Raw genomic sequence first — 22,963 nt, 5'->3', positions numbered from 1 at the left:
TGTGACCCAAATGTGAGCGTGTGCGTGTCAAATGGTGGACATTAACTTGCCGTGACGCGGATGAAGCTTGAAACTTGCAGAGTGGGCGAGCCGATTCTTCGGCGCCTGGGCGTTCCACGCGTCCGAGAGTCCACGCTGGTGCTCCCCGAGGGTCGGGGAGGCCGTACTGGAGGCATGTTGAGTACGTCCACTTCGAGCCCATCGCGGCTCGCGCGGTATTTCAAACTTGAGGAGCGGGGCACCACCGTGGCGCGGGAACTGCGCGGCGGATTCGTCTCCTTCCTCTCCGTGGCCTACATTCTGGTTCTTAACCCGATCATCCTGTCCGGTACGGATTCCACCGGCGCCTACCTGGGCGGCGGCACCAGCGGCCCGAATATTCCAGCGGTGGCGGCGGGCACGGCCCTGGTAGCCGGCGTCATGACAATTTTTATGGGTGCCTACGCAAACTTCCCGCTGGTCATGGCCGCGGGCCTGGGCCTCAACTCCGTGGTGGCCTACACCATCGTCAAGCTGCCCGGAATGACGTGGGCGGACGGCATGGGCATCATCGTCCTCGAGGGCATTGTCATTACCCTGCTGGTACTGACCGGCCTGCGCGAGGCCATTTTCCGCGCCGTTCCCAAATACCTGCGCACGGCCATTTCCGTGGGCATTGGACTGTTCGTCACCCTGGTGGGCCTGGTCAATTCTGGACTGGTGCGTACCGGCGGCGGTACCCCGCTCAGCTTCGGCATTAACGGTTCGCTCGGGTCCTGGCCACTGCTGGTATTCGTCATCGCGTTCATCGTGACCGTCATGTGCTTCGCCCGTAATATTCCCGGCGGCATTCTCATTGGCATCGCCACCGGCACCGTGCTGGCCGTGATTGTGCAGGCCGTGGCACACCTCTCTCCGATCAGTGACGATAACCCCGCCGGCTGGGCGTCCAATGCGCCGGCAATTCAGGGCAGCCCGGTTCAGCTCCCCCATTTCTCTACGCTCGGTCAGTTCTCCATTGTGGGTCCGTTCCAGCGCCTCGGTGTGGTGGCCGTGGTTGTGCTGACCTTCTCCGTCATGCTCGCGGACTTCTTCGACACCATGGGAACAATGGTGGGCGTGGCCCGCGAGAGAAACATCTTCGATAAGAACGGCAATCCTGAGAACACGGGCCGCATTCTGCTGGTTGATTCGCTCTCCGCGCTGGCCGGTGGCATGGGCGGCGTATCCTCCAACACCGCGTTTGTGGAATCCTCCACCGGCGTGGCCGACGGCGCCCGCACCGGCCTCGCCTCCGTGTTTACGGGTATCTTCTTCCTTCTGTCCATGTTCCTGGCGCCCATCGTGGGCCTGGTGCCCAATGAGGCGGCTGCGCCCGCCCTGGTGACGGTCGGCTTCCTCATGATGCGGTCCGTTGTGGATATTGACTGGCAGGATATTGCCGCGGCCGTTCCGGCCTTCCTCACCATTGCCTTCATGCCCTTCGCTTACTCAATCACCGTGGGCATCGGTGTGGGCTTCATCATGCACGTCATTCTGGCGGCGATCACCGGTAAGGCGAAGCGGGTGCATCCACTGTTCTGGATTACCGCCGCGTTCTTTGTTGTCTACTTCATGCTGGATCCGATCCAGCATGCACTGGTGGGCTAGTAGCGGGGTGACCGGGCGCGCCGGAAGGCGCGCCCGCTTGCGCTTCCCCTTTACCACGCAGTGTGCCGCCGCTCGATGCGACGCGGACCTTCGGCGTCGTCGAGAATTCGTTCGTACGCAATCTGGACATCTCGCAATCGGAGCCCGAAGCCCTTGATAGGCTGAGCGCACATACCGGCCAGTGCCGGCGCGTAGTCCTCTGAAAGGGAGTCTCGTGGGGCGCACATTCGCCAGCCTGAAGTACTTTAACTATAGAGTCTGGTTCTTCTCTGCTCTGGTCGCAAATACGGGCCTATGGATGCAGCGAATTGCGCAGAATTGGCTGGTGCTGGCGGACCTCACGAATAATAACCAGTTCTGGGTGGGGCTGGTAACGGCGCTTCAATTCCTTCCCACCATATTTCTTATGCCGTTGGGCGGATCCCTCGCGGATCGGGTGGATAAACGCAAGCTCCTCATTCTCACCCAGCTGGCCCAGTTGCTCCTGGGGGTGGGGCTGGGCCTTCTGGTGCTCTTTAATCTGGCGTCGATCGCCTGGGTGTGTGTATTCGCGCTGCTGCTGGGCGCGGTTGCCTCGATTGATAATCCGCCCCGGCTCGTATTCATCACGGAACTGGTGCCGGCGCGCTACCTGCCGAACGCGGTGGGGCTCAACTCCATGTCCTTCAATCTGGCGCGCCTGGTGGGCCCGGGACTGGCCGGCCTCCTCATTGCGGAGATCGGTACCGGGTGGGTATTCATGCTCACCGGGGCCGTGTTCCTGGTGACCATGTCCGCGCTGTTCATCCTCCGTGCCGACGAGTACTATCCCACCGGCCTAGCCGGGAAGAAGCCCGAAAAAAAGGTGTCCACGCTGCAGGGCATTATGGATGGCGTTCGCTACGTGAATCGGCGTGGGGACCTCATGATCATCTTCTTTGTGGTGGGCCTCACCTCAATGCTCGCCATGAACACGCCGCTCACTACCGCCAACATGTCGCGTGCCGTGTTTGGGCAGAATGCGGGACAATTCGGTGCGGTTGGCTCCATTGTGGCCATCGGTTCGTTCTCCGGCGCCGTGGTGAGTGCGCGCGTGACTAAGCAGCCGCGCGTGCGCGCCGTGGTGTGGGCATGCTTGGGCCTGGGTATCGCCACCGGGCTGTCCGCCATTGCTCCAACATTTATCGCCTACTGCGTGACCGTGGTGCCCATCGGCTTCTTCATGGTGCTGGCACTCACGTCCGCGAATACGGGGATTCAGATGAGTGTGGGGCCGGAGGTACGCGGCCGCGTGGTCTCCCTCTACCAGACGGTGCTTCAGGGGGTTACGCCGCTCGGCTCGCTCCTCATCGGCTGGGTGTCGCAGGCGTGCGGCGCGCGCTGGGGGACAGCGCTGGGTGCATTTGCCGCGTTCCTGGCCGTGGGTGTTTCCTACATTCTGGGCCGCAGCATGTGGAATCTCGAGATTCATTACCGTATCCGGCACCCCTTCGAGGTGGAAATTCTGGGGCCCCTCGAGCATCACGAAGTTCACGCTGCGGGGCGCGGCAACGATGGAACGGGTACTGGGACAGGTGCCGGGCATGGTGATGGCGCCGGGATGGATACCTCGCGTGGGAGTGGGCAGGGCGGTCCGGACGACGCCGCCCGGCCGCATCCTGACGATGGTTCCGGTGGTGCGGCCTCGCGTAGCTAACCCGAGGAATAGCTCGCAACAGTCCAGCGTTTTAGCAACAGATTTTGTGCCGTAATTGCTACGGTGAGCGGGTGCGGTCAGGCGTATGCGGTCCCACGACGCCGTGCGCACAACGTGACGGAAGCTAGTGCCGCGCTGCGGACGGCGTCGTTGGAGGAGGGCGGATGAGCACGGACCTTGTGGATACAACCGAGATGTACCTCAAAGCTGTGTATGAGCTCGAAGAGGAGGGTATCCGCCCAATTCGCGCGCGGCTGGTAGAGCGGTTGGATCAGTCCAAGCCCACGGTCTCCGAAACGGTGGCGCGTATGGAACGTGATGGACTGGTGGCCCTCGACGGGGCGCGGACCATTCGGCTTACTCCGGTGGGGCGGCGTGAGGCCACCGAGGTGATGCGTAAGCATCGGTTGGCGGAGCGGCTGCTGCTTGATGTGGTGGGACTGCCCTGGGATCAGGTGCACGATGAGGCGTGCCGATGGGAGCACGTGATGAGCCGGGCCGTTGAAGAGCGGCTGGCTTTGCTGGTGAAGACGGGTGTGGACCCATATGGGAATCCGATTCCGGCGGCGGATTCGGCCGGTCCGGGAGCGCAGGCGGCGCGGGCGATGCAGCTAGACAGCGTGCGTGGATTTCTTAAGCGGACGCCGGATGGCGGCGAAGCGACACTGGCGCGCATCGGGGAGGTGCTCCAGACGGACGGCCACATACTCCGCGCGTTGGCCGCCGCCGGGGTGATCCCGGGTGCACGTATAGAAATACGTAGCGACGGCGATGTGGTGACGCTGTGCGTGCGGGAGGGCGACGCATATCACTCCGAAGGCGTACGGATCGGTGACTGGATGACCGCGCACCTTTTCGTGCATGCGTAGGTTTGGCGCCGGCGGGTGAATCGGCGGCGTGACAGGTTCGCTCTTTCTGTGTAGAACATCACGGTTTGTGTGCGAGCGAAGCAGGGCGCCGAGATATCAACAAAAGGCGGCAGGTCACGGCTGTCCACATATTGTTACAAAATCGTGACATTCGGGTAACGGTCCGTTATGCTCACATAGGTCGGATACGTAGAGCAACAGGAGTAGATCCATGACGGGACGTCGCGCCGCTGAGAAAGACGCGTTGAAGAGCGCCATCTCATCTCCCGCTGGGCGTAGCTTTTTCGCTGCGCTAGCTCTGGGAACCCTGGTTGGCACGGTAGTGCCGAATGCCAGCGCAACTGAACTTGATAAGGCGCAGGCGCCCACTCCCACGGCGTCCCAGGTGCCGGCTTCCGCCACGGCAGAATCGAATGGCTCTTCTGCCGTCAAGGCGCAGTCCACGGAGTGGAAGCTTGCCTCGGTGGACATTAAGGTCTCCGAGCCGGTCACCACCGCGGTGCAGACCCCGGCCACCGCGAATACGGCAACCGCCACCACCGCACGCGCAACTGCCGCGGACACGACGGCTGATACGCAGTCCACGGAGACCGCGACTGCCGCCGCTCCCACCACCACGGTGGCTGCTTCCGGCATTCGCGCGCAGATTGTGGCGATTGCGCGCTCGCTCTCCGGCTCGCCGTACGTCCACGGCGGCACCACGCCGGCCGGCTTTGATTGCTCCGGCTTCACCGCCTACGTATTCGCTGCTGCGGGTATCAGCCTGCCGCGCACCTCTGGCGCGCAGGCTGCCTCCGGCGTACGGATTTCGGCGGCTGAGGCTCAGCCGGGCGATCTGGTGTACTGGCCGGGGCACGTCGGCATCTATACGGGTAATGGGCAGCACATTGCGGCCCGCAACCCCTCTGCTGGCACCTACGAGGGCCCGGTTTACGGTTCGCCCACCTACATTCGCGTTCTCAACTAGTTTCTGACACTGTTGCTCAATGGCGCCCTTCGGGGCGCCATTTTTGTGCCTCCAGTCAACTGGGCCACTCCATTTTCCCCGCGGGCGAAGAAGGGCCAGAAACGGTAAATTCTGGCCGGTCCGGTGGGTGGAACAAGCGGTTGTATATCGACTAACGGGGTCGGAGCCGGCGCCCGTGAATTATGCTCTAGAGAAGTCCCGCATAGTGGCGGGCCTAGCTGAGGAGGCTGCATGGGCTACCAGCACGAGAATCTTGTGGTGTGCGGGGTGGACGGCTCGGAGTTGTCGCTGCGCGCATTGGCGTGGGCGGCGGAGGACGCGCGGCCGCGTGGTGCGCGCTTGGAAGTGCTAACGGTGTACACGCCCGGTGACCACGATGACGCGGCGCACCAGGGTGCCCTGAGCATTGCTCGGGATGCCGCCCGCACGGTGAGTGGCCTTGAGGTCACGGTGTCCGCTGAGCCCGGTGACGCGGCCGGCGTGCTTCTGGAGCGTTCGAAGGTGGCACGTCGCATTGTGGTGGGTACGCGTGGTGCTGGCAGCGGTGCAACGAACGGAGTGGGCCGGGTGGCCCGTACCGTGGCATCCCGCGCCTACTGCACGGTGGTGGTGATTCCGCCCCTGGATCGCTCCGTCCTCCCCATTCGCCACATCATCGCGGGTGTGGACGGTTCGCAAGCCTCCACCTACGCCTACTCGGTGGCCGTCAAGGAGGCGGCGTCGATGGGGGCGCGCCTGTCCGCCGTCGACGTCGTTCGTATCCAAGCAACGGGGCCACTGACGGGGGAGAACGTGGCCCGGGACATTCTGGAGGACACCCGCAACGAGGTGGCGCTCAAGCTATCGCCCTTTGCCGACGCCGAGGGTGTGGAGCAGGAATACCACGCGATAGAAGGTGTGCCGTCCAAGGTACTGGCGAAATTCTCCGGGGCGGTGGACCTGATTGTGGTAGGCACGTCCGGGTGGGGCGGCATCCGGGGCATGATCCTGGGGTCCACCGCGTCCAACTTGCTTGATCAAGCGCGCGGACCAATCATGATTGTGCCGCGCCGTGCGGACAGCAATCACTATGCTGGCGAGGAAGGTGCGGCGTAGTGGATCTCACGCGTGTGTAGCGAGCCGCCAGTGCCCGCTACACTAAAGGCGTTGCCCTCGTAGCTCAGGGGAAGAGCGACCGCCTCCTAAGCGGTAGGTCAGAGGTTCGAATCCTCCCGGGGGCACCGTACGTCACGGAAGCTACGGGGCGGTAATTGCCGTGCCTAGAATTGCCGTATGCCTGCAACTCAACCCGGTAATTCGGCCGGATCCCGTCTCGCCTATCAAACCCGCGTGGTACTGCGCCTCGGCACGCTCATTCTAGGGGCGGGAGCCTCGGCGTACCGGGTGAAGGTGGCAATGAGTCGGCTGGCCCATGCGGTGGGGCTGGCGCAGGTATCCGCGGTGGTGACATCACAGAGCATCACGCTTACCGCTCGCACGAATTCGGAATCCACCACCCAGACGGCTGAGGAGCGCTCCATGGGCGTCAACGCGGCCAAGCTGGATCGTCTCAACCGTTTTACGGTGAATCTTCCAAAGGCCGTGCTGGTGGAGGATGCGGATGCGGCCCTCACGCGAATTGAGCGCACCACCCGGACCTATCCGCGCTGGCTCCTGGCCCTGGTGACGGGTATCGCGTGCGCGGGATTCTGCTTCCTTAATCACGGCGGTTGGGTGGAGTGCGGCGCGGTGTTTCTGGGCTCCATCCTTGGGCAGGTATGCCGGTTACTCATGGCCAAATGGAACTGGAACACAATCGGTGTGGCATTCCTGGCGGGCATGATTGCCTCGGCCGCCTACCTTGGCCTGGTTGTGCTGTGGGAGATGGCCACGGGGGACGCCACCATTCATCAGGCGGGTGTGGTGTCCTCGATTCTGTTCCTGATTCCCGGTTTTCCGCTGGTCACCGCTCTACTTGATGTGCTGCGGTTGGATATGCTGGCGGGCCTCACGCGCGGTTTCTACGCGGGATTCCTGTTCCTGGCGGCGGGTATGGCCGTGTGGGCCAGCGCCTGGCTAGTGGGAGCGGATATGTTCGAGGGCCCCACCTACGTGATTCCCGAGCCGTGGCTATTCCTGCTGCGCGTGGGGGCCACCTTCCTGGCGTCCGGTGGTTTTGCCATGCTGTTCACGGCCGCGCCCTCGGCCGCCTTGATGGCCGGTGTGAACGGCGCCATCATTAATTCTCTGCGCCTGACACTGCAGGATGCCGGTGCCTACAACGTGGTGGTGTGCGGTCTTGCGGCGCTCGCGGCGGGCGTTATCGCGCACTTTCTTGCGCGCGTGTCTCCGCACTCTCGCGTGTCACTCTCCGTTCCGGCCGTGGTGGTGATGATCCCGGGCGTGAGTTTCTTCCGCGCGGTGAGCTCAATCAATGCCGGCGACGCCGTTGCCGCCGTCCAGCCGCTTTTCAACTGTGCGCTGGTGATTCTGGCGATTGGTGCGGGCCTTGCGGCCGCGCGGATGCTTACGGATCCGCACTGGGGTATTGAGAAGCCGTGCGACGCCGTGCCGTACTTCGGTGATTCGCGTGTCACGCTCACGCCGCGCATTCAGGCGAAGGTGCGCGCGGCGGTGAGGGTTAAGCATACGGAAGGTGGGGAGCGTCGGTAGTAGCGCGGTACCGGCGTGTACGGTACCGGGGCGCACGTGGTGCGTACTTCGGCGTCGTACGACGCCGCTGGTGCACTATTCCCCGGCCGCCGCGACCTGCTGCCACACCGCGAGATCCGAAGCCGAGTAGAGGCAGAACACGATTCGTTCGACCGGGCCGCTGTACGCGCGTGCCACCTCAAGCCCGATACGGGCCACCTCCGCCATGGGCCAGCCGTATACGCCGCCGGAAATTGCCGGGAAGGCAAGGGAGACGGCGCCGGACTTTTCCGCTACGCGTAGGGATTCGGTGAAGGCGCTGCGCAGATCCGCCGGATTACGTTGTCCGCGGTGGACGTTTGGACCCACCGTGTGAATGATGAGGCGAGCGGGGAGACGGAATCCGGGGGTGGCCACGGCCTGGCCCACGGGGAGCCCTGCCGGCAGTGTGGTGCGTCGGAGCTGCTGACAGGCAGCGTCTAGCTCCGGGCCGGCGGCATCATGAATGGCGCCGTCCACCCCGCCGCCACCGGCCAGTGCACTGTTTGCCGCATTGACGATGGCGTCGACGTTCAGCGTGGTGATATCGCCCTCGATTAATTCAATCTGTGCCATGTGAGCCAATTTACAGCCGTTGTATGGCGGCGGGCAGGAGGGGCGGGGTGGTTCTGCCGGACCACCCGGGACCTCAACCCGTAGCTATCGTGATGCGGTGCTATATAGTGGTTGTCAGACAGGTTCGATAACCAACGGTGCTGTTGAACCGATAGCCGCAGATCAATGAGGACTGGAGTGCGCGGATGCTGAGTGTCATGGCACATCAGATATCAGGTGTCCACCGCGGGGACGCACGCATTCGGCCCGCATACACCTCACCGCACATGACCACGCATTCATGCGGGGTCGCGCGTCCCATACACGAATAGAGGCCCCTTGGATCCCGCAATTCTTCTTGACCCGGAACTTCACCCCTATCTGCCCACCATGCCCCCGCAGACAGCGTGGGACCCCGTGCCCATGCGCGCGGCTGCGCGCGAGCTCTACACCGAGCCCACGCTTCCCGAGGGCGTGACGCGTGAGGTGACCCAAATCGACGTCGTCGGGGAAACGGTCCGCGTATTCACACCCACCGAAGGTGCGCGCGGCGTGATCCTCAACATTCACGGCGGCGGTTTAGTTGCGGGCGAGGCGCGTTACGACGACGCCTGGAATGCTCTCCTGGCACTGAGCACCGGGGCGATGGTGGTGAGCCCGGACTACCGCCTGGCGCCGGAGTACCCCTATCCCGTACCCCTCGAAGATTGCCTGGCGGCGTGGAAGTGGGCGCTGGCGCAGCGGCCGGGTGAGAAGGCCGCGCTCTACGGAGATTCTGCCGGTGGGGATCTGGCGGCCGGGCTCACGCTCTGGCTGCGGGATCACGCGGAACGGATGCCCGGCATGCTCGTGCTGGTGGAGCCGGTGCTGGATGATCGGCTAGAGACGGATTCTATGCGGGCGGGCGCAAACACCCCCGTGTGGAACCTGCCTAATGCGCAGGCCGGCTGGAAGGCCTATCTGGCGGGACGCGAGGCGGATATCTATGCAGCGCCCGGTCGGGCCGCGGATCTATCCGGTTTCCCACCCACCCTTCTGCTGGCAAATCAGTGCGATCCACTGCGAGACGAGGATATGCGTTTCGGGCGCACACTCACCGAAAGCAACGTGCCCGCAGAAATCATCATGCTTCCCCGTACATGTCACGGGGCGGTCGGCCTGTTTGGGCCGGCGGTATCGCAACGTGCGCGGCGCCTAATCAGCGAGCGCTTGAAGGAATTTTTCAACTAGGACTGGCCACCGCGGCGGAGAACCGGCGAGGGTGCTGGAGAAAATGGAGAGGAAATAATGACCATCGCGAAGCTTCAGAAGTATGAGGGTGTGTTCCCTGCTTTCTACGCGTGCTATGACGAGAACGGTGAGGTGAGCCCGGAGCGCGTGCAGGCGCTCACGGAATACCACATTGCACACGGCGTGAAGGGCGTCTATGTGAACGGCTCCTCGGGGGAGTGCATCTACCTGAGCGTGCCGGAGCGCAAGATCATCCTGGAGAACGTGATGAAGGTGGCCAAGGGCAAGATCACCGTCATTGCGCACGTTGCCTGCAATAACACGCGGGACTCGGCGGAGCTGGCGAAGCATGCGGAGGAGCAGGGCGTGGACGCTATCGCCTCCATTCCTCCCATCTACTTCCGTCTCCCGGACTACTCGGTGGCCAACTACTGGAACACGATCAGCGTGGCCGCCCCGAACACGGACTTCATCATTTACAACATTCCGCAGCTGGCCGGCACGGCTCTTACCCCGGCGCTCTACGCGGAGATGCGCAAGAACCCGCGCGTGATTGGCGTGAAGAACTCCTCCATGCCCGTTCAGGACATCCAGATGTTCGCCGCGGACGGTGGGGATGACCACATCGTGTTCAACGGCCCGGATGAGCAGTTCATCGCCGGCCGCACCATCGGCGCGAAGGGCGCTATTGGCGGCACGTATGGCGCCATGCCCGATCTGTTCGTCAAGCTCAATGAGCTGGTCAACGCCCATGACATGGATACGGCACGTGAACTGCAGTGGGCGGTGGACTCCGTTATTTACAAGATGGTGGAGGCTCACGGCAACATGTACGCCGTGATTAAGGAAATCCTGCGCATCAACGAGAACCTGGATCTGGGTTCCGTTCGTGCACCGCTTGAGCCGCTGGCTGAAGGTGATGAGGTGATCGCCAAGGAGGCCGCTCAGATGATTCAGGACGCGCGGGCGAAGTTCCTGGCCTAGCGAGAAAGGTTGCTATGAAACCCGGATTCGGCGCCCTTAACTGGGTCATCCTTCTTATCTACCTGGGCGGCATGCTGGGTGTGGGGATTTATTTCTCCAAGCGCTCCGGTAAGGACACGGACTCCTTCTTCAAGGCGGGCGGAAAAATCCCCGCCTGGGCGGCAGGGTTCAGTATCTTTGCCACAACGCTTTCCTCGATCACGTTCATGTCCGTCCCGGAGCAGGCCTTCAACACGGACTGGGCCTATGCGATCGGCTCGCTGGTGATCATCCCGATCATCCCGCTGCTCAACCGCTTCTATGTGCCCTTCTTCCGCAAGCTCAAGGTGACGACCGCCTACGAGTACCTGGAGGCGCGCTTCAACACGGTGCTGCGGACGCTTTCCAGCCTGCTGTTCGTCATCTACCACATTGGCCGCATCGCAGTGGTTACCTATCTGCCGGTGCTGGCGATCGCATCCGTGACCAGCGTGAATCCGCTGCTCATCGCGGCGATTGTGGGCGTGCTCTGCATTATTTACACGTTCCTGGGTGGCATCGAGGGCGTGGTGTGGAGCGACGTTATCCAGGCCTTCGTGCTCATCGGTGGCGCGCTGCTCATTATCTTTATCGGCGCGTTCTCTATCGAGGGTAACTTTGGCACCGTGGTTGCGGATGCGACCGCGAACTCCAAGTTCCTCTCCGCGGCAGATTTCGATCCGTCCAACCTGGCGCTGTTCGTTCCGCTGATCTTCGTGGGTCAGTTCGCGAATTCGCTGTTCCAGTACACGGGTTCGCAGGATGTGGTGCAGCGCTACCAGACCACCAAGTCTCTCAGGGACACCATTAAGTCCCTGTGGACCACGGGTGCGCTGGGCGTGCTCACCATCCCGGTGTTCTTCGGCATGGGTACCATCCTGTACTCCTTCTATCAGCACGCGGGTGAGCTTCCGGCGGACTTCAACACCTCCGCTCTCATCCCGTACTTTGTGATTACGGAACTGCCGGCGGGCATTGCCGGATTTGTGATCGCCGGTATTTTCGCGGCGGCGCAGTCCACCATTGCCTCCTCGCTCAACGCGATTTCGGCGTGCGTGGTGACGGACTTCCGCCAGCGCTTCTTCGCTCACAAGCAGCACCGGCTGACGGACGTGGCCTTCGCTCGCCTCACCATCATCGTGGCGGGCCTGCTGGGCACGGGCGTGGCGATCTACTTCACCGCCGGCAATACCTCCTCCACCTGGAACGTGTTCCTCACGGTGTCCGGCCTGTTCGGCGTACCCGTGGCGGCGCTGTTCTTCCTGGGTATTTTCACGAAGCGTGCGAATACGCCCGGTGTACTCATCGGTTTTATCGCCGCCATCGTGATCTCGCTGTGGGTCAATAGCATGGCCATTTCTTCCCTCCTCGTTGCAACCGTGGCGTTCATCGCGGCCATCGTGCTGGGGTATGTGGCCTCGCTGTTCTTCCCCGGGGCCACGAAGAATATTCGCGGCCTAACCATTCACACCATTAATGAGGAATACAAGAAGTAGTAGGTTCCGGACGACGTCGGTGACTCTCGTACGTCGCGGGGTACGACGTCGTCCACGGACTACTAGAAAGGGCAGGAGTAATGGAGCTCATTGAGTACCGGGGAGCGAAGATTGCGCGTCCGGTAGCAAACCCGATTTTGAAGCGGGTAGTGGATTTCCTGGCCGAGCATGATATCTCGGGCGAGGAGGCGGGGATTCATCAGGTCTCCGAGGATTTCTCCTACAACATCCTGGAGCTTGAGACCACCACGCCGGAGAATCGCGCCTGGGAGTCCCACCGCGATTTCTATGACGTACACGTGATTTTCCAGGGGCGTGAGAAGATCGCGTTCAATCATGTCTCCGCGATGAACCTGGGGGACTATGTGGCCGACGTCGATTGGCAGCAGATGACGGGTGAGCCGCTGTTCCACGTGGTGCTGGAACCGGGGGAGATTCTCCTGCTGGATCCGAATGATGCCCACGAAACGGCGCTGATCGCGGACCATGCCCAGCCCATTCGCAAGGCTGTGTTTAAGGTGCGGGTTTAGTGCCTGTTTTTGTCATGCTGGCCATTGTTACCGCGGCGCTACTCATCGGGGGTGCCTACCTCTTTGGGAAGGGCCGCGGCGGGGTGTGGCCGCTCCTCATGATGCTGGCTGCATTCGCACTCAACGCTTGGACGCCGCTACTCTCCGGGGTGGACCGGAGGCTGTGCGGCGCCGTCGGCGTGGTGGCGGGCGTGACGTCCATGGTGGTCTGGTATGTGGCTAAGGAGCGCCGGTCGCAGTAAGCGAGCCGTGCAGCACGGCGGCAAACAGACCACTCGGTAAGTCAACCGGGAGAGGCACCCGCATGGGTGCCTCTTTAGTGCTCTAGCACTCTTGTACGCCGGAAGCGCTATCGGCGTCGCCGGCCTCCGATTCCTTGATCGCCTGCTCCATGCGGTCCAACTTTGCGTCGATTTCGCCGGTGGCGCCCGGACGAATATCCGCCTTGATCACCAGGCCGATCCGGGAACCAAAGGGCGCCACGGCCTCGGTGGCGCGCTTGACCACGCCGAATACTTCATCCCAGGATCCCTCGATCTCGGTGAACATGGCGGTGGTGCGGTTGGGCAGGCCCGAGGCTCGCACTACTTTGACGGCCTCGGCTACCGCCTCCGTCACCAGGCCGTCGGCGCGGCTGGTCCCCGTGGGCTGAATAGAAAACGCGAGCATCATGATGGACTCCTCTGTGCAGTGACCGTGTGCCACAATCCTAGGCGACCCCGATAACCGGTCCTAGGCGGCTCCGGTAACCGGTGCCGCTAACGCCGGCGGAAGAACAGCCGAGCGGTGCCGTAACCGGCCAAGCCCGCGAGCAATACCGCTCCGGCCACGGAAAGCGGTGGGCGGAGGAGCTCAATAACAAACAGCCCACCAAACACACCGGAGCGCTGGGAAGCGGCGAAAAATGCCGCCATGGTCACGAGGACCAGCAGTATAAGTGCTGTGTACTCCGCGCCGAGGAGGGCGGCCACCAGTGCGCCCAACGTGGCGCCGGTGGCCAGCGCGGGGGCGATGCGGCCCCCGGACGCGCCCGCGCGCACGGCCAGCCAGGTGAGCGCCGGTTTTGCCAGTCCGTAGGCCACCAGAAGCGGAATCGCCGGTGCCGCTCCGACCATGAATTGGACCTGCACCGCGCCGTTACTTCCCACTTTTGGAAGTACAAAGGCGAGTGCCACGGCGGCGAGGCCGGCAAACGGAACAGTCCAGAGTACGGCTCGCGCCCGGAGCGGGCCGTGGTGGACACGGTGTTGAGCGAACACGAGGAAGCGGGCGAACAATTCTCCGCCGGCCCCACCCAGAAGCATGAGCCCCACCGCGATCGCGCACAGCAGCGCGAGAGCTCCGGCGGCGGTCCGCGGGCCGAATACGTTGTCGCCGAAGAGTTGCCCGCTGTTCAGTGCGCCCAGATCCATGTGTGGCAGCAGGTAGTAGGGCCGGTTGCCCGTCATCACCCAGGGCACCACCGTGGCTAAAGCGCTTACGGGCAGCGAGGAGAGAAACAGCCGCCAGCTGCGCACCTCACGCGGGGCTAGCAACGCCCAGGCCATGGCCACACCGGCGAGCGGCGTGTTGTAGACGGCTGCCAATCCCGCGCCGGCCGCGGCGGCGGAGAGGATAACGGCGTCGCGCCCGGAAATACGCAGCCAGCGTTCCAGGTACTGCGAGGCCCATACGGCCAGCTGACGTGGTGCGGCTTCGCGGCCGATCGAGAGTCCGGCGCCCACCACGGACACCTGGGTGGCCACGTCGAGCGGGGTAAAATGGGACATGCGCTGTCCGCGAATACCTGCGTTCATTGAGAGGGTGCGCTGCCGGCTCGCGTGGGCGCGCAGGTACCACCAGGCGAGCCCACCCAGCGCGAAAAGAATCAGTGGCCCCAGGATTCGCCGCGCGGTGGGCACCGCCTCAAGGGAGCCGTACCCGCTGAACACCTGTCGCCCGAACACCGCCAGCTGCACGCCGTAAAGAAGCAGGTTGCAGGCCAGCCCGCCCACGCCGGTGGCCAGCCCCGCGAGCGCCAGCGCCGCGAGCCAGCGCGGGAGAGGGGTGGGGCGCGATGTTGTCATGGTCCCATGTTGCCACGGCAGGCGGAGCGACGCCGGGTGGATACGGCGGCTTCGGATCGTTCGACGCCGGCGCTAGGGTAAGTAGGACGCTTCTGTTGGTGCGGTAGAAGGAGCCCTATGAGTTCGCACGGCATTGAGATTGCCACCCCGATACTGCTGCTGGTGCTGTCTCCGTTTGGGGCTGCGGGCATGCTGCTCACGCTCATCGCGCTGCTGGTAGGTATTGTGGCGGCCAGCCGTGATTCGGCGTTGACGGTAAAGAACCGCTGGTTAATTGTCGGGTGCTGGCTTGTCACACTGGTGGGCGCCTTCGTGGTGTTCAGTGCCTACGCGGCCACGGAGAACGCGGTTGCGGCCGGGGCCGCGCCGCCCGGGTGGACCAACGTGATGTATCCGGCGATTGTGGTGGCGCTTGTTGCGGCCGGTACAGCGGAGGTGCGGGTGCTGCGCCGGCGGCGCTAGTAACCCGGCGGATTGCGCCGCGTTACTAGCGGAAAAGCGCCTGGTAGCCCAGGACTCCGGTGACCACCAGGCCGAAGATAACAACTGCGATGCGTAGCGGCCGCTCGGGTATCCGCTTGCCCACGGCGGCCCCGCCGATGGCGCCCACGATGGCGCCGGCGGCGAGTAAGCCGGCAATGTCCCATGCCACCGCACCGGTTACCACGAAATACACGGAGGCCACCAGATTGACGATGGCCTGCAGCAGGTTCTTTATCGCGTTGTGCCGCTGAATGCCGCCGGTGGTGCAGAGCCCCAGGATCCCCAGCAGCACAATGCCCTGTGCGGCGGAAAAATACCCACCGTAAATACCGGCCGCAAGTACCAGGATAGCGAGGGCAACGGGATGGGTGCGGCCGGCGTCGTCGTGAGTAGCGATACGTGGCTGGAGTGCCATGAGGACGGTGGCCGCGAGGATAAGCACCGGCACCACAAATTCGAAGGCCGTTTCCGGCGCTACCGTGAGTAGGGCGGCACCGATTGCACCGCCCGCGGCGCTGAGCCCGGCCAGCATCCACAGTGGACGGGGAGGAACACCCCGCAGTTCGCTTCGATATCCCCACGCGCCCGCGATTGAGCCCGGCGTCAATCCCACGGAATTCGCCACGTTTGCGGTGACCGGTGGGATGCCCAGCGCCACCATGATCGGGTAGGAGATGAGCGAACCGGAACCCACCATCGTGTTCACCGCACCCGCTCCCACGCCGGCCAGCACAATGAGTACCTGCACCATGTTCCTCCTTCGGGCTCCTCCTTCTTGGCGCGCGGGCAAGCTACCGCGCAGGTTCCATTGTGCCGCGCGGGGCTGCTGGGCCGGGCGCCAAGCCCGCCGGCGGGGCAGGATAGGGTAAGGAATTGTGAGAGAACAACGCCTGAATGACGCCGGACGGCTTCGGATTGCCATGCCGGTGCTCCACACCTCGCCCCTGGCCACGCCCGGTGAGGGCGACGCCGGTGGGCTCAACGTGGTGGTGACCAACGTTGCCCTGGCGTTGGGGCGAGCCGGGCACCGGGTGGACCTGGTGACGCGGCGGAGCGCACCCGATCAGCCGGCTATGGCGGACGTGGCTGATGGCGTGCGGGTGTTCTACCTTCCTGCGGGTCCGGCACGCGCGGTGGCGAAATCGGCGGCGGAGGCGCTTATTGCCCCGTTTGCGAGCCAGTTCGCCGGCTGGCTTGCCGACCATCCGGTGGATATTGTGCACGCCCACCACTGGTTTGCGGCCGTGGCAGCACTGCCGGCCGCGCACGCGGCGGGACTGCCTCACGCGGTCTCCTTCCATTCCCTAGCTGCCCGCCCGGGCACGGGACTGGCGGGCGGGGAGCCTCCCGAATCGCCCGGGCGTGCGGCCGGCGAGGCGCGTGCGGCGGCGGAGTCGGACCTCATTATTGCCGTGTCCGGGGTGGAGGAACGCCTGATTCGGGATACCTACACGGTGCGTGAGCCGGTGCGCGTGGCACAGCCCGGTGTGGATACGCACCAGTTTCGGCCCGCGGCGGAGGCGCGACCGGCATGGCTCGCCAGTCTCACCGACGACCGCCCCTACGTATTCTTCGCGGCCCGGCTCCAGCCCCTCAAGGCGCCGGATCTGCTACTGCGCGCGATGGCCACCCTCCCCTCCGATCGCCGCCCGGTGGCCGTCATTGCCGGTGCAGCGTCACCGGATTTCGCCGGCTATGAGGGGGAGCTACGCGAGCTGGTGGCAGCGCTTGGACTGGAGAGGGATGTGCGCTTCATCGGCTCGCTCTCGCGGGAAGATCTGGCAGCAGCGCTCCGGCATGCACTCCTTCTGGCCACCCCATCCTTCTCCGAAACATTCGGCATCATCAACCTGGAGGCCTCCGCCTCCGGTATCCCGGTGGTGGCCTGGCGGGCCTCCGGCATGCGGGAATCCGTGCGGGATGGCGTGACCGGGACGCTCATTGATACGCGCGATCCAGAGGACTGGGGCGCGGCCATCGCCCGCTACGCCACTGACCCGGCTTTGCGCGCGGCCCACGGTGGAGCAGGGCGTCGATGGGCGCTCACCCGTACGTGGAGCACAACGGCGGCCGAGTATCTCGCCGCATACCGGGAGGTGCTATGAGCCTGCTATCCCGGCTGGAGGCCGCATTCGGACCCGTCTTTGCCCGGCCGTTATTCCTTCACGCCCATCCGGATGACGAGGTGCTGCAGGCGGGTGGCCTCACCGCCGCACTCGCCGCCGCGGGCCGGGCGCCTCTTGTCCTCACGGCCACGCGCGGTGAACAGGGTGAGGCACGCCCCGGCACGCTTCCGCCCGGTTTCACCCCCGCTCAGCTGGTGGAGCTCCGGACGCAGGAGTCCGCGCGTGCCCGCGCCATTCTGGGGGTGGGCGCCTTCTGTTTCCTCGGCGTTCGCCCCGCCCGTGCCACCGCCGCGCCGCGGAGATACGAGGATTCCGGCATGGCGTGGGTCCGCCCCGGGGTGGCTGGCCCGGCTCCGCACGCCTCACCTGCGGCTTTCACGCGTGGCCCACTTGCGGAGGAAATTGCCGACGCCGCCGCGTTTGCCTCCGCGGTCGGTGCCACCGTTCTCATCGGGTACGACGCCGGGGGCTCCTACGGCCACCCGGATCACGTCCGCGCCCACACGGTGGCGGAGGGTGCGGCTCAGCGCGCCGGTATCCCATTTATTCAGATTGTCTCCGGTGGTGACGTACCACCCGCCCCTGGAGAGGGCAGGACGGAGGCGGGCGTCGTCGTCGAAACACCGGAACAGCGTGAGGCCGTTATTGCGGCACTGAATTGCTACGGCTCCCAGCTGGAAGTGGTGAATAATGCCTATATTCGCCACGTGGGCGGCAATACGCAGGCGCTTCCACTGCGCGTGGTGCTCAAGTGACATCCGGCGCGGCTAGAGCAATCGGGCGCGATTCTCGGTAGTTTGGTTAGGTGAGTCCTTTCTTTTCCCAGCGCAAGAAGAACGGTGCGGATCGCCGCGGAGCCAGCGTCGAACCGCAGGCCGAGGTCCCCGCAGCGAGCGCCGCGGAACAGGTAAGTGGCGCCACATCGGTGCCGCCTCAAGGAAAGAACACGGCGGATAGCGCCGCCGGACCTGCCGCACAGGCCGGCGATGTGAATCCGCGCGAACAGCTTGCCACCGGTACGGCGGACACGACCGGCACACATGCGGGAGGTGCACAGCCGGCTGATACACAGGGCGCGGAGAACGCCCCGGCAGAACGCGGCGGAGAAGCTGAGCCCCGGCGCGGAAAACACACGGCGCCGGTGCCGGACACGGCGATATCGCGGGAGGAGCGGATGCTGCGCGCCATTGACGGCTACCGCGCCTACCTGCGCGAGCACGCCGGTTCGGCGGTGGACACCGTGGCCGTCGTGGATCTTACGCACCGGCATCCCAGCGGTGGGGCGGCTTTCGCGGCGGGATCACCCACCCTGCTTTCCTCCCTGATCCGGGAGGAAAAGGCGCAGCAGGCGGCCTTCAACGCGCTTGCGGCTCTGCGCGCCAAGATTGAGCGGATGTCCACCGAGAACGGGTACGCGCCCACACAACTGGCCATCGGCTCCCTCACCTGGACGGAGTTGCCGGAGCGCGAGCCGGCCGATGAGCTCTCTTCCTCCTACGAGGACACGGGTGAACTGAAGCTCAGTCCCGAGATTATTGCGCGTGCGCAGCAGGAGGCGGAGCAGCGGCTTCGCTCGGCCACGTCGGGGGTGGACGTGGGGAGCGGGATGCGCCGGCCCGGCTCGATTGCGCGGGGCGGTGCGGAAGGTAGTTCCGTAACGGATGCGGGACGGGAGGCGTCGACGTCAAGCGGGGGCGCTTCGGCAGCAACTCCAGGCGGTGCGGGACGGCCCGCCCGTGCTACGGGTACGGTCCGCGAAATCTCTGAACCCATCGTCTACGAGGCGGTGCGCATGGAGGATGCGGGCGTGGACGCGCGCATCACCCAGACTTTCGCGTTCGAGGTTAATCCCGCCATTCAGCGCGCCCTACGCGCCCACGGCACACCGGTGCGCGAACTGCGGCGCCTCGCCGATACGGTGAGTGCGGCCACCAGCGCCGACGACATTCTGGACGCCGTGCGCCGGCTCGGGCACATCTACCTGCCGGGCGCCTCCTACCGGCCGCGCGTGCTCCTCGGTACGTTTACGGACGCCGCGCGGACCATGCTGGACGACGTCGAAGCGATGCGTCCCTACATTGCGGATTCGGGACTGGTGGCCGCGGTAGAGGGGGATGCGGCGACGCGGAAGCTTTCTGCCGCGCCGCTCCCGCCCGCGAATCTCGCCGACCGGGCACCCGAGGCGGAGCGCGGCGTTGGCGATCACGACGTGCGGGAGCTGGCCGTCATTGAGGCGGTGGCAACGGGTAGGAATATTGCGGTCAATACCCCGCCGGGCTCCCACGCCATTGAAACGCTGGCCGGCGTTGTGGCCGACGCTGCCGCCTCCGGCCGCTCGGTGCTGTACGTGCCGGGGAATGGGGCCAGCGGTGCGGCCCTCAAGGCCGAACTGGACCGGCTGGGTGTGGGTGACCTGGTGCTGGACCTCACGGACGTGGAGGGGGCACCCTACCGGCTGCGCACCGGACTGCGCCAGGCGCTCCCCGAGGTTGACCTGGAGGGCACTAAGGCGCTGCGAAGCCGGCTGCGGGAAGCACGGGAGCGGCTGGAAACCTACGTGCGGGCGCTCCATACGATAGATCCGGAATGGCGCACCTCCCTCTATGCGGTGCTGGAGAAGCTGGCGGAACTCACCGAGCATGCGAATGGCCCCGCCACCCGCATCCGGCTCCCGCATGACGCGGCCCGAATGGTGGTGGAGGATCACGCCGGCGTGGCGGCCAGCCTGGAGGAGGCAGCCCGGCTGGATGCCTTCGCCGGGGGTGCGGCCGGTGCGTGGAGCGGCAGCCCGCTGGACCATAAGAATGATGCCGCCCGGGCACTCAGCCTCGCGCAGCGGCTGGCGGCCGAATCCATCCCGCTGGTCATGTCCCAATCACAGCGCGCCGCCGGGGAAACCGGCTTGGCCCGGCCCGCCACGCTGGACGCCTGGTTTGAGCAGGTGGGCATGCTGGAGGGTGTGGCGGCCACGCTGGATGTATTCCAGCCCGCTATCTACGAACGGTCCGCCCAGGACATGGTGGTGGCCACAGCCACCGAGCAGTGGCGACGCGACCATGGTGAGGAGATGAAACGCTCTCAGCGCCGCGCTCTCACCAAGCGGGCACAGGATTACCTCCGGCCCGGCGTGCGGGTGGGGAACCTCCACGCGGCCCTCGAGGAAGTGCAGACGCAGCGCGATATTTGGCGGCGCTACAACTCCGAGGGTGGATGGCCCAAGGTTCCGGCCGGCATGCCGCGGATCCGGGCCACCGCGGACGAGGTGTCCGAGGACGTGAGCGCGCTCGCGGGCTACCTGGACCGTGATGACCTGGCCACGCTCCCGTTTGAGGACCTGCTGGCCCTCACCCGGGACCTCGCCTCTCAGAGCGAGGAGCTGGATACGCTGGTGCGGCGCAACCGGGTGACCGGTGATCTGCGGCGGGCCGGCTTCGGGGAGTTGATTGATGATTTGGCGGCTCGCGAGGTGACCGTTGACCGCGTGGTCAGCGAATTGGACCTGGCGCAGGCGAACGCGCTCTTCGAGCAGCTGGTGGCTAAGAATCCGGATTTGGCGGCCGTTTCGGCGGATGAACTATCCGTGCTGGCGCGGGATGTGCGCGCACTGGACAAGCAGCACACCTCCACGCTTCCCGCGCCGGTTCACCGGGCGGTGGTGGCGCGTATGCGCGACGGGGCCCGGAAGCGCCGCGACGAAACCCTGGCGCTGGATGCCGAGCTACGTGACCGGGGCCCGGCGGCCCTGGCGGGCGTCATGGCCAGCCACCGTGATCTGGTGCAGCTGTCCCGCCCGGTGTGGATCATGCCGGCGCTCATGGTGGCCCGCTACGTGCCCCACCGCCCCTGGGCAGACCTGGTTATCATGGACGGCCTGGGGCATTCGGATCTGGCCACGGCCGTGTCGGTGATGACGCGTGGCAGTCAGCTGGTGGTGGCGGGGGATAGCGCTCGCTGCGAGGAGGATTCCGCCTTCGCGCGGATTTCCGCGGCGCTCCCAATGGCCACCCTGCCTACCTTCCGCGGCTTCTATGACGATTTCGCCACCGAATTCCTCACCGCGCACGGGCTCGCCGATGGCCTTACCCCGATTCCCGGGGTGGGGCGGCAGCAGGAGTCGCGTCTCACGGTGGTGGATGGCCGCGGCGTGCCCTCGCCAATTTCGGGAATGGTGGAGGGTCCGGCGGCCGAAGTGAACGCCGTCGTCGACGCGGTGGTGGAGCACTACCTCACCCACCCGGATCGCACCCTCGGTGTTGTCTCGATTTCCCGGGGTCACGCGGAGAAGGTGGCGCAGGCGGTACGGGAGATGGCGTCCGCGAACTCGGTGCTGGCGCGTGCTCTGGCTGCCTCCCCCAATGAGCCCTTCGAGGTGGTCACCCTGGATGGTGCCGCGAATCTGCACCGGGATCGCGTGATTCTCACCGTTGGCCTCGGGAAGACCACCACGGGGCGCGTGCTGCACACGTTTGGTGATTTGGGTTCCAACGATGGCGTGGAGGGGCTGGTGGCCGGTCTGGCCTCGGCGCGGGAACGCCTCACGGTGATCTCCTCGATCGCCCCGGAGGAGCTGGGGTTGGAAGGTGTCACCTCGCCCGGCACCCGCCTATTGGCCGCGTTGCTCACGGCTGCGGCCGGTGGGGAGAGCGCCTCCACGGCCACCGCCCACCCGGAGGATTCCGATGCGCTGCTGCGCGACTTGGCGAAGCGGTTGACGCTGGCGGGCTTCTCGGTGGCGCTGCAGTACGGGTATGAGAACGGGCCCCGGGTGCCGCTGGCCGTGGGGAAGGATGGCGTGTTCAGCGTGGCTGTCCTCTGGGACGACGACGCCTACGCCGCCGAGTCCTCGCTCCGCCGCCGGGATCGCTACTGGCCGGAGGTGCTTGAGGCGCACGGTTGGCAGGCCTACCGGACCTACTCCACCTCGGTGTTCCTGGACCCGCAGGCCGAAGTGAATAAGATTGCGCGCCTGGTGACCGGTGAGGAGCCCGCTCTGGCGCGTGGTCCTGTGCCGCAGCCGGAGGATTTCCACGCGGATTCGTGGGAAACGTACACGCCGTCCAACGACAACGCCGCGGAGCCGGCCGTGGCTGAGGAGGCCCCGGTGGTTCCCGCTCCGGTGGCGAAGGATCGTGGGCCGGCTCCCCGCATCACGGCTGGCCTGCCGTTGGCCGCCTATTCGGATGACGAACTGGATGAGATGACGGCCTGGATTGCTTCGGACGAGTTACCGCGCACGGAGGAGCAACTCATGGATGCCCTGCGCGCGGAGCTGGATATTCGGCGGCGCGGTACCCAGGTGGATGCGATCCTGCGCAACGTGGTGCGCCGGTCCGGATTGGCGCGGAACTGATGGGGCGCCAGCATAAGCCGGCCATCCGGCTCTCCACCGTGGATCAGGCGCGGCTGGACCGCGGGGAGATTGCCACGCCGGAGGAGGCCCTTGGCGAATCGGAGGGGAAAGAGGTGCGCCGGAGGCAGCGCACGGTAACGCCGCGCAATGCCGCCGAGGCAGCCTTGCTGGCAGAGCGCCCACCGCACTTCGGGAAGCTGTAGCCGGATAGAGGAGCCGGGGAAGGGTCACGCGAACGGTACTAGCGCCGCACCGCTGATTCTCCGCGCAGCGATTTCGCTGTTGGTTGCAGACAAAAGATCGCTGTATACAAAA

Annotated in this window: 20 protein-coding genes and 1 tRNA gene; 17 read left to right on the top strand and 4 right to left on the bottom strand. The window is 65.1% G+C overall.

The genetic code is table 11. The features are described 5' to 3' along the window. Positions 1-174: 174 nt before the first annotated feature. The 7 genes from EIH27_RS05635 (at position 175) to EIH27_RS05605 (ending at position 7,792) form a co-directional block, all read left to right on the top strand. Positions 175-1,629, top strand: coding sequence for an NCS2 family permease (locus tag EIH27_RS05635; RefSeq protein ID WP_124040178.1), 1,455 nt, complete (start codon positions 175-177; stop codon positions 1,627-1,629). Positions 1,630-1,843: 214 nt separating this feature from the next. Further along, the gene (locus tag EIH27_RS05630; RefSeq protein ID WP_124039923.1) at positions 1,844-3,304 is read left to right on the top strand and encodes an MFS transporter; all 1,461 of its coding nucleotides are present in this window, start codon (positions 1,844-1,846) and stop codon (positions 3,302-3,304) included. Between the two features lie 164 nt (positions 3,305-3,468). Continuing rightward, on the top strand, positions 3,469-4,173 hold the full coding sequence (locus EIH27_RS05625) for a metal-dependent transcriptional regulator (protein WP_124039922.1): 705 nt from the start codon (positions 3,469-3,471) through the stop codon (positions 4,171-4,173). A gap of 211 nt (positions 4,174-4,384) precedes the next feature. After that, positions 4,385-5,140, top strand: a complete 756-nt coding sequence (locus tag EIH27_RS05620) for a C40 family peptidase (protein WP_124039921.1) — start codon at positions 4,385-4,387, stop codon at positions 5,138-5,140. 231 nt (positions 5,141-5,371) lie between these two features. Continuing rightward, complete coding sequence (locus tag EIH27_RS05615; RefSeq protein ID WP_124039920.1) at positions 5,372-6,235, top strand: universal stress protein; 864 nt, start codon at positions 5,372-5,374, stop codon at positions 6,233-6,235. Positions 6,236-6,288: 53 nt separating this feature from the next. Beyond that, positions 6,289-6,360 (top strand) — tRNA-Arg (locus tag EIH27_RS05610). Between the two features lie 52 nt (positions 6,361-6,412). Further along, positions 6,413-7,792, top strand: coding sequence for a threonine/serine exporter family protein (locus EIH27_RS05605; RefSeq protein ID WP_124039919.1), 1,380 nt, complete (start codon positions 6,413-6,415; stop codon positions 7,790-7,792). Between the two features lie 75 nt (positions 7,793-7,867). On the opposite strand, the gene EIH27_RS05600 is transcribed toward EIH27_RS05605, so the two are convergent. Further along, on the bottom strand, positions 7,868-8,386 hold the full coding sequence (locus EIH27_RS05600; RefSeq protein WP_124039918.1) for an O-acetyl-ADP-ribose deacetylase: 519 nt from the start codon (positions 8,384-8,386) through the stop codon (positions 7,868-7,870). Between the two features lie 318 nt (positions 8,387-8,704). On the opposite strand from EIH27_RS05600, the gene EIH27_RS05595 reads away from it, so the two are divergent. The 5 genes from EIH27_RS05595 to EIH27_RS05575 all read left to right on the top strand — a co-directional run bounded on the left by EIH27_RS05595 (position 8,705) and on the right by EIH27_RS05575 (position 12,865). Then, positions 8,705-9,595 carry an alpha/beta hydrolase gene (locus tag EIH27_RS05595; RefSeq protein ID WP_124039917.1) on the top strand — a complete coding sequence of 297 codons (891 nt, stop codon included), beginning with the start codon at positions 8,705-8,707 and terminating at the stop codon, positions 9,593-9,595. A gap of 57 nt (positions 9,596-9,652) precedes the next feature. Next, positions 9,653-10,579, top strand: a complete 927-nt coding sequence (locus tag EIH27_RS05590; protein WP_277424092.1) for a dihydrodipicolinate synthase family protein — start codon at positions 9,653-9,655, stop codon at positions 10,577-10,579. Positions 10,580-10,593: 14 nt separating this feature from the next. Continuing rightward, positions 10,594-12,093, top strand: a complete 1,500-nt coding sequence (locus tag EIH27_RS05585; RefSeq protein WP_124039916.1) for a sodium:solute symporter family protein — start codon at positions 10,594-10,596, stop codon at positions 12,091-12,093. 80 nt (positions 12,094-12,173) lie between these two features. Then, the gene (locus tag EIH27_RS05580) at positions 12,174-12,623 is read left to right on the top strand and encodes a NanQ anomerase/TabA/YiaL family protein (RefSeq protein ID WP_124039915.1); all 450 of its coding nucleotides are present in this window, start codon (positions 12,174-12,176) and stop codon (positions 12,621-12,623) included. Continuing rightward, the gene (locus tag EIH27_RS05575; protein WP_124039914.1) at positions 12,623-12,865 is read left to right on the top strand and encodes a hypothetical protein; all 243 of its coding nucleotides are present in this window, start codon (positions 12,623-12,625) and stop codon (positions 12,863-12,865) included. The genes EIH27_RS05580 and EIH27_RS05575 overlap by 1 nt, the downstream gene beginning before the upstream one ends. An 82-nt stretch (positions 12,866-12,947) precedes the next feature. On the opposite strand, the gene EIH27_RS05570 is transcribed toward EIH27_RS05575, so the two are convergent. Both EIH27_RS05570 and EIH27_RS05565 read right to left on the bottom strand, forming a co-directional pair. Next, the gene (locus EIH27_RS05570; protein ID WP_124039913.1) at positions 12,948-13,295 is read right to left on the bottom strand and encodes a thiamine-binding protein; all 348 of its coding nucleotides are present in this window, start codon (positions 13,293-13,295) and stop codon (positions 12,948-12,950) included. Positions 13,296-13,381: 86 nt separating this feature from the next. Further along, entirely contained in the window at positions 13,382-14,689 is a 1,308-nt protein-coding gene (locus EIH27_RS05565) for a chloride channel protein (RefSeq protein WP_124039912.1), read from the bottom strand. A gap of 117 nt (positions 14,690-14,806) precedes the next feature. Between EIH27_RS05565 and EIH27_RS05560 the strand changes: the two genes are divergently transcribed. Then, on the top strand, positions 14,807-15,151 hold the full coding sequence (locus EIH27_RS05560; RefSeq protein ID WP_124039911.1) for a hypothetical protein: 345 nt from the start codon (positions 14,807-14,809) through the stop codon (positions 15,149-15,151). Positions 15,152-15,176: 25 nt separating this feature from the next. Here the strand turns inward: EIH27_RS05560 and EIH27_RS05555 are convergent, their stop codons facing one another. Beyond that, positions 15,177-15,923, bottom strand: coding sequence for a sulfite exporter TauE/SafE family protein (locus EIH27_RS05555; RefSeq protein ID WP_124039910.1), 747 nt, complete (start codon positions 15,921-15,923; stop codon positions 15,177-15,179). Between the two features lie 124 nt (positions 15,924-16,047). Between EIH27_RS05555 and EIH27_RS05550 the strand changes: the two genes are divergently transcribed. The 4 genes from EIH27_RS05550 to EIH27_RS05535 are packed head-to-tail and all read left to right on the top strand — an operon-like array spanning position 16,048 to position 22,851. Continuing rightward, the gene (locus EIH27_RS05550) at positions 16,048-17,277 is read left to right on the top strand and encodes a glycosyltransferase (RefSeq protein ID WP_241152981.1); all 1,230 of its coding nucleotides are present in this window, start codon (positions 16,048-16,050) and stop codon (positions 17,275-17,277) included. Then, the gene (locus EIH27_RS05545) at positions 17,274-18,053 is read left to right on the top strand and encodes a PIG-L family deacetylase (RefSeq protein ID WP_164461610.1); all 780 of its coding nucleotides are present in this window, start codon (positions 17,274-17,276) and stop codon (positions 18,051-18,053) included. Before EIH27_RS05550 ends, EIH27_RS05545 begins: the two co-directional genes overlap by 4 nt. 50 nt (positions 18,054-18,103) lie before the next feature. Continuing rightward, complete coding sequence (locus EIH27_RS05540; RefSeq protein WP_124039908.1) at positions 18,104-22,648, top strand: hypothetical protein; 4,545 nt, start codon at positions 18,104-18,106, stop codon at positions 22,646-22,648. Next, positions 22,648-22,851, top strand: coding sequence for a hypothetical protein (locus EIH27_RS05535; protein ID WP_124039907.1), 204 nt, complete (start codon positions 22,648-22,650; stop codon positions 22,849-22,851). Before EIH27_RS05540 ends, EIH27_RS05535 begins: the two co-directional genes overlap by 1 nt. Positions 22,852-22,963: the final 112 nt, after the last annotated feature.

Source organism: Neoactinobaculum massilliense (genome assembly GCF_900604955.1).
Classification (GTDB): domain Bacteria; phylum Actinomycetota; class Actinomycetes; order Actinomycetales; family Actinomycetaceae; genus Neoactinobaculum; species Neoactinobaculum massilliense.
Note: the sequence above shows the minus strand (reverse complement) of the source record. Positions and strands in the feature narration are given on the sequence as shown.